This window comes from Anabaena sp. AL09, assembly GCF_001672255.1.
Lineage (GTDB): Bacteria > Cyanobacteriota > Cyanobacteriia > Cyanobacteriales > Nostocaceae > Dolichospermum > Dolichospermum lemmermannii.
The window spans coordinates 133,090-140,261 of the sequence record NZ_LJOQ01000041.1 but is presented as its reverse complement, the minus strand read 5'-3'; the positions used below and the strand labels follow the sequence as shown (position 1 = coordinate 140,261).

The 7,172-nt window shown below is 36.3% G+C and carries 7 protein-coding genes; 2 read left to right on the top strand and 5 right to left on the bottom strand.

The features are described from left to right. Positions 1 to 309: 309 nt before the first annotated feature. The 3 genes from AN490_RS08780 to AN490_RS08770 all read right to left on the bottom strand — a co-directional run bounded on the left by AN490_RS08780 (position 310) and on the right by AN490_RS08770 (position 1,970). Positions 310 to 873: a ferric reductase-like transmembrane domain-containing protein gene (locus tag AN490_RS08780; protein ID WP_300001874.1), complete on the bottom strand. Its 564-nt coding sequence runs from the start codon at positions 871 to 873 to the stop codon at positions 310 to 312. Positions 874 to 1,546: 673 nt separating this feature from the next. Continuing rightward, positions 1,547 to 1,753: a hypothetical protein gene (locus tag AN490_RS08775; RefSeq protein ID WP_213711729.1), complete on the bottom strand. Its 207-nt coding sequence runs from the start codon at positions 1,751 to 1,753 to the stop codon at positions 1,547 to 1,549. A gap of 4 nt (positions 1,754 to 1,757) precedes the next feature. Further along, the gene (locus AN490_RS08770) at positions 1,758 to 1,970 is read right to left on the bottom strand and encodes a hypothetical protein (RefSeq protein WP_300001894.1); all 213 of its coding nucleotides are present in this window, start codon (positions 1,968 to 1,970) and stop codon (positions 1,758 to 1,760) included. A 372-nt stretch (positions 1,971 to 2,342) separates the two neighbouring features. Between AN490_RS08770 and AN490_RS08765 the strand changes: the two genes are divergently transcribed. Together AN490_RS08765 and lysS are read left to right on the top strand one after the other, a co-directional pair. Then, positions 2,343 to 2,702 carry a VOC family protein gene (locus AN490_RS08765; protein ID WP_300001869.1) on the top strand — a complete coding sequence of 120 codons (360 nt, stop codon included), beginning with the start codon at positions 2,343 to 2,345 and terminating at the stop codon, positions 2,700 to 2,702. A 56-nt stretch (positions 2,703 to 2,758) separates the two neighbouring features. After that, entirely contained in the window at positions 2,759 to 4,342 is a 1,584-nt protein-coding gene (lysS, locus tag AN490_RS08760) for a lysine--tRNA ligase (protein ID WP_300001866.1), read from the top strand. Between the two features lie 141 nt (positions 4,343 to 4,483). Here the strand turns inward: lysS and AN490_RS08755 are convergent, their stop codons facing one another. Further along, positions 4,484 to 5,068, bottom strand: coding sequence for a Uma2 family endonuclease (locus tag AN490_RS08755; RefSeq protein WP_300001863.1), 585 nt, complete (start codon positions 5,066 to 5,068; stop codon positions 4,484 to 4,486). Positions 5,069 to 5,217: 149 nt separating this feature from the next. After that, entirely contained in the window at positions 5,218 to 6,480 is a 1,263-nt protein-coding gene (locus AN490_RS08750) for an FAD-dependent hydroxylase (protein WP_300001860.1), read from the bottom strand. Positions 6,481 to 7,172: the final 692 nt, after the last annotated feature.

The following is a 7,172-nucleotide window of genomic DNA, read 5'->3' as shown; positions in this document are numbered from 1 at the left end:
CTTCCCGAACTCAGAGGTGAAACGCTGCTGCGGCGACGATAGTTTAGGGGTAGCCCTCCGTGAAAATAGCTCGATGCCAGGTTTATTATTTAACAACAATGCCCCTTCTATTCTTTTAGAGGGGGTTTTGTTTTGGTTATTAAGTACCTGAGTAAAATTAATTGAAGATGAATAAGGTGTCAAGAAAAGGGATGTAACTAGTAGTCTGTCAAATTTATTTTAACGGGTTTTTGGTAGTGCGGGCATCTTGCCCGCGTGAGCGAGACGCTCACACTACAGTCCATCATTTTTATCTTGACAAACTACTAGTTACTGTTCCTTGATTTCAATTATTTTTCTAGTCACAAAAAGCAAAGATAAACTAATAGATAAAATAACCGCAAAGGGAGTGAGATAACTCCAGCGTCCGAACATTTTATCTAAAATATGCCAGGGAAGTATAAACAAACATAGATAGGTTAAATTGTGTATTTTTTTCCAATTTTTTTTAAGTTCTCTAACACTTTCGTCATTAGATGTTATGGCTAAAATAGTGAAAATGATAATTGATGATAAGCCTTGAAAGTATTGGAGGCAAGTATTGAAATCTAAGAAATTTAAAGATTTTTCCCAAATCAATAATGCAGCGTGATTCCAAGCAAAACAAAAAGCAGTAACACCTGTGTAACGTCGGTTTTTCATCAAGCTTTTCCAAATATATTGTTGCTTATAAAAATTCGGAAAAAGTGTTTTTATTATAGTAGGAATAATAGTCAGCGAATAATATATTAAAGACAAAACACCGATAATATTTGCATAATCAATATATGGTATTAAAAAAAACACTGTGGCACTGAAAATGTAATTAATAAATACTAACGTGACAAAACCCAAAATGCCATTTATGTTGTTATGAGTTGTTATGAGTTTTTATGAGATAGAGGCTGCATTTCCAGATTCTTTAGATCGGAGAATACGGTTTCATTTTTCCACAATTAGTAAGAGATAGCAATCTGTCTTAAGATAGTTGACAAAATTTTTTAGTAAGCTGTTACGCATTTACTTTTTTTGCCCGAAAGCCTTACGGCAAGGACTCTAGGCTACGAAATATCAAATTTAGCTGCGTAACAGCTTATGGAATAAGTTTGTATAATTCCATCGGGCAGGATGCCCGCGCCACAAGATTTAGCCCGGGTATTTATTCTGCATTTATCGTCAAAACTTGCTCATTTTCGCGTATATATGTGTAATTTGGGTTAATAAACAAAACCCAACAAAATCTTAGAAATGTTGGGTTTCACTTTGTTCTACCCAACCTACAATTATTTTTAACTGAAATCTATCGGTTTTAAGTCAATTTACTGATTTTAACAAAACAAAAAAAGGCAGATTATACAGAGTCTGCAATTTTTATTCAAGATTCCGATTGCAATATTATCCAACTGAGTCAATTTATGGAACAATGATTTTATTCTCCATGACAACAGTTACAATAGTTGCAGATTTGTATATGATTTTAGTGACCATATATTAGTTTTCAATAATACTAATATATATTTGTTGTTTGCTATTGTCCTCGTCCTGGTTTGCAGTCTGCGAAACCTAATGCTTCGCTATCTAGGAAACTAGCGATCGCCATTTCAATAATAGCTTCTACTGGATAGTCAATTTCAACAGCACGGGCAATTAAAGCTGCTTTGATTTTTTCTGGTAAGCATTCTAAGATAATTTTAGCGTCAGTAGCGGAAAGTTGCTCTAAAAGTTCTACTTGCATAATGTTACTGCTCACTTGGTATTTGAACGTTGTAAGGAGGTTCAGTAGCTCTGAGGATAATTGCTTCTAACTCCAATAATAGCCCAGGATTTTCCCAATGAGAAATTGGTTGTACTGCAATACGCACATCTTCGTCTCTATATTTATCTAGCCATGCCCATAAAAAAGCTTTGTGACCTCCACTGAAACGACTACATAGATTTTGTGCTTTACCAATGTAAAGTAATCCTTCAGTTTTGTGTCTAATAGCGTAAATGCCAGGACTACGGGTATGTTATCAAACCTGCGGTTTAAGGGTTGACATTGCTCAAAGGGAGTAAAAGCTATTGCATCTAATATTACTTGAGCCTGAATTTTTAGATCAGATTCTTTTGCGGACATAAAAACAATTAGGGTAATTCCACAAGAATTATTCCACAGTTTAACGTTATAATAAGTAGTGGTACAAAATAAATTGCATATTTAGGAAAGGGAATGTCAAAATTGATGATGATTTAATAAAAAATATAGGTCGTATTTCTTTATATATTTTTAATCAATTACATAAGTCCTAATTTGACAGATAAAATTGTATTATATTTAAAAAAAAATGCAAATTATACAGAGTCTTCACACTGCTATTCTAGTAACTGATTTAGAACGTTCGGAATATTTTTATAGCCAGGTATTAGGATTAAATAAAGTAGAACGTCCTTTAAAATATCCCGGTGTCTGGTATCAAATTGGTAATTATCAACTGCATCTGATTGTCGCACCTACTGTACCCACAGATAACCAACAGGAAAAATGGGGGCAAAATCCTCATATTGCTTTTGCTGTGGTTGATTTGCAGGTTGTGAAAGATGAGTTAATCACTAAAAATTATCCTTTTCAAGCTAGTGCTTCTGGTCGGGCGGCGATTTTTATTAAAGATCCAGATAGAAATATTATTGAACTTAGTCAACAATGAGATTATTCTCCATGACAAAAGTTAAAATGGATGGATTGTGAAAAGATAAATAGCAAATGTTTTGGGCTGATAAAATCGCTGCTGATGCAGTAGGCTACCAGGTAGTTAATGATTCTAAGACTCCATCAGGAAGAGTACACGTTGGATCTTTGCGGGGTGTGGTTATCCATGACGTGATTTACCGGGCTTTGAAACACGCAGGTAAGCCCGTCAAGTTCTTGTATGGTGTGGATGACTATGACGCACTGGATACAGTTCCAAAATACTTAGATCAGGAAAAATTTTCTCCTTATTTGGGTTTTCCGCTATGTAATGTGCCTTCTCCTGGTGATGATGCTAGTGATTATGCTAAATATTTCATTGGTGAATTTTTTGAAGTTTTCGAGTATTTAGGAATTAAACCAGAAACTTATTTTCTCCGGGATTTATATCGTTCTGGAAAGCTTAATTCCTATATTGATACTTTCTTGAAAAATGCCCATTTGGTGAGAGAAGCATATAAAGAAGTAAGTAAAGCTGACCGTCCAAATAACTGGTATCCCTTTCAAGTTATTTGTGAAAATTGCGGTAAGATTGCCACAACTGTCACTACAGATTATAACGGTTCAGAAGTATTTTACACCTGCAAACCCGATGCAACTGACTATGTAAAAGGTTGTGGACATTCTGGCTGGGTTTCTCCTTTTAATGGTAATGGTAAATTACCTTGGAAGGTTGAATGGGTAGCGAAGTGGGATGTGTTAGGTGTAACTATCGAAATGGCTGGGAAGGATCATTCTCAAAAAGGTGGTTCTCGTGATGTTGCTAATGCGATTAGTCGCAAGGTTTTACAAAAGCAACCTCCTTTCCATTCTCCCTATGAATTTATTCTTGTGAATGGGACAAAGATGAGTTCTTCTAAGGGTGTAGGTTCGGGTGCAAAAGAAATTGCGGCTTTACTTCCTCCTGAATTACTGCGCTTTTTAATGTTGCGGACTCAGCCAAGAACTGTCATTAATTTCGCGCCAAATTATGAAACTACTACTCGTTTATTTAGAGATTACGATACTTTAATCAACAAGTATTCTAAATCTCCCGAATTAACGGAGGAATTAATGCCGTTATTTTACGCACAGCTAGGGGATGAAGTTAAAACTTTCCAACCTTTTGATTTTAGTACCCTGATTTCTTTGTTGCAAGTTCCGCGTTTAAATATTCAGGATGAGGTTGTTCAACGTAGTCCACAGCCTTTAACTGAGTATGATCAGCAAATTATTAATCAAAGGATTGCCGCTGCACAATTGTGGTTACAAGATTATGCAGATGAAGAAGAAAAGTTAGTTCTTTATTTGGAACAAGTTCCCGAAAAAGCTAATGATTTTAATGCGGAACAAGTTGCTTATTTGCAAAAATTGATGGAGAATTTGCAAAATATTCCTAATTGGGAAGCTGAGGAATTACAAACTATAATTTTCTCGACTACTAAGGAGTTAGGGATTCAACAACCAATTGCTTTTAAGGCTTTGTATCTATCTTTTTTAAATAAAGAAAAGGGTCCAAAAGCTGGTGGTTTGTTTTCTTATCTGGAGAAGTCTTTTGTGCTTTCGAGGTTACAAGATGTTGTGGCTTTGAATGCAGGTAAGGAAAAACTAGAAGTTTAAATTATTCTTGTTCCTTGTTCCCTGTCTCTGACAGGGAATACGGTTAATGAGGCTCTGCCTCATATTAATGTTAGCATAAGGCAGAGCCTTTTGATTGCATTCCCAGGTAGAACCTGGGAACGAGGAAACGAGGAATAACCATTAAATCCCTCGACGAAATTCTTTGATTGCTTCTAAGGGGGAAGATAACAAAAGACAACGATTCAATAAAGATAAATCTAATTTTGGCAACAATTCACTATTATTGACTTTCTCATATTCTTCTTGTCGTAAACAGTAAATTCCTAAAGTTCCATCTTCCCAAAACCAAACTTCTGGAACTTGCATTAATTTGTATTTCTTCAGTTTGATAGGACTTCCGCTAGTAATAACAATTTCAATACATAAATCTGGTCTATTTTTATCATTTTCTAAACAATAGGATAAATCGGCTTGATACTCAACTATACCAGGAACAATTTGCGAATAACTACCACTGGGGAAAAATTCAATTTCCTCTATTTCAAAGTGTTTGGTTAGTAGTGCAGCCATTAAACTACTAATTGCTTCATGTGGTTTACTAATACTCACGATTTCTAAAACTCCTTCACAATAAAATAAACGCACTCCTGGGACATTTTCAAATGCTTTTTGAATTGCTTGGAACTTTTCCCAAGTTACTCCACGACGGTAGAATCGTTGTTCTTCTTCTCCTAAATTAAGAGCATTTTCTAAAGTTTGAGTCATGATATCTCTCACTTTCCTTAGTTATTAGGTTGATGTTGTTAAATATTACAAGAAGTACATTTTTAAGGTGCGTCAGATGTCAAAATCTATTTATGGCTGGCTAAGTTATCGAGTCTGACGCACCCTACGATATTTTGGTTTTGGTAATTTCACCGTTTAGCTAATTCAGGAGTTTTTCCCTTTAATCCAATCATTAATTTCAGAGCAAATATTTTAACAATGGGAACTCGTTGCATAATCCATAGACCCAAACGGCGAATTATGACTATTGGTAAGAAGTTGTTGGAAAAAACTCGATCTAATAAATCGGTGAAACCTAAAATTGCGAGGTTTTCTTTTTTTCTCCAACTTTCATATTGCTTGAGAATGGAAATATTGCCAATATCTTGACGATGTTTATGTGCTGTTTGGATAATTTCAGCTAATGCGGCTGCGTCACGAATCCCCAAATTTAAACCTTGTCCACCGACGGGATGACAATTATGGGCGGCATCACCAATTAATGCTAATCTAGGGAGAACATAGCGATCGCTCTGCATTAACTGTACCTGAAAAATAAACCTCTCTCCCAATAATTCCAATTTACCCATTTGCTGACCATAGCGTTTAGTTAGTTCCGCTAAAAATTCCTGATCATTCAACGCACACAAAGCTTTTGCTTCTTCATGGGGTGCAGTCCAAACAATGCGACAACGGTTTCCCGGTAAAGGTAAAATGGCAAAGGGACCACTAGACCAAAATTTTTCGTAAGCGGTGTTATTGTGGGATTTTTCTGGTTTCACAAAGGCCACAATACATGATTGCCAATATTTCCAACCTTTAGTTTTAATTCCCGCAGCTTGACGAATGGGAGATTTTGAACCATCAGCAGCGACTAACAATTTACTGCGAATTATCCGATTTTCGTCGCCAATTTTGATATTAATAGTAACTATATCTCTCTCATTTTGCTTACTTACTACTTCCGCTGGACACAAGATAGTTACATTTGGACAACTTTGCACAAATTCCTGTAACGGTTCTAACAGTGCATAATGTTCCGCTACAAAACCTAACTCTGGTGTCCCTAAATCAGCAGTTTGGAAATTGACTACATCGGGATAATCAGCATCAGAGAGACGAACTTGGTTATATTTGGCAACATTAGGGAGAATTTTATCCCATAAACCAATTCCTTGGAAAATTTGTGCGGACAGCATATGTACAGCATAAGCCTGTCCTTTAGCCACTGCGGCTGATGCCACTCTAGCTTCAATGAGGAGGATATTTAAACCAGAGTCTTTCAAAGCAGCGGCTAAGGTTAAACCGACAATTCCACCACCGACTATAACCAAATCATAATCATATCCCCAGTAGGTTTCTGTGGGGGTGTGGGGAGAGGAAAGAGTGGGGGTAAGCTGGGAGAGGGACATTGTGAAGATAAATTACATAGTTTTAATTATTATTGTGACGCATAATCTGGCATTAATTCCCGCATAGCTTGGATTTCACTGCTGGTTATTTGCATAGCTGATTGATATTTCTGACTGGGTGGTGTCAAAATTAACTACATTACGGAAAGGCTTTAGTCATTAAAAAAAGATAAAATACCCCAAATACATACAAAAAGTTTGTACTTTTATAGGAAAATAGGCTGAAAACCCCGGAATTAACCCCTAAAAATTTTTAGGATTTTTAGGGGTTAATGTCTTTTAAGCCGGGGATGAAAGCCAATTAGAGGCTGTCTTCCTCCAGTGACTTGTGTTACACTACTTGTAACAGGAATGGTAATCAACCTGTATAAAAACCTAACTGCCTAAGGGCAATCTGTACCTTGACAATTAAATCTATGCGGTTCTACTGCATTGTTCTAGCTTCCTCCTAGCAGGCAACTACGGTCGGGCAGACCGAAAGTTAACGCTTGGGGAGAGTCCCACCTCTGAGCTAGATAACGCAAGGAGTCTAGTTTAAGTGGTCTCATTGAACCAGGAATCCCCGTGTCTTTAGACCGGGGAGTGTCAAAAAGTATAATTAAGAAAAAGATCAATAAATCTAGCTAAATAGGCTTATTTCTTCACCTATTGCTCCTAGATCCGGTTAAAGTTTCTTTCTAAACTAAAAAGTA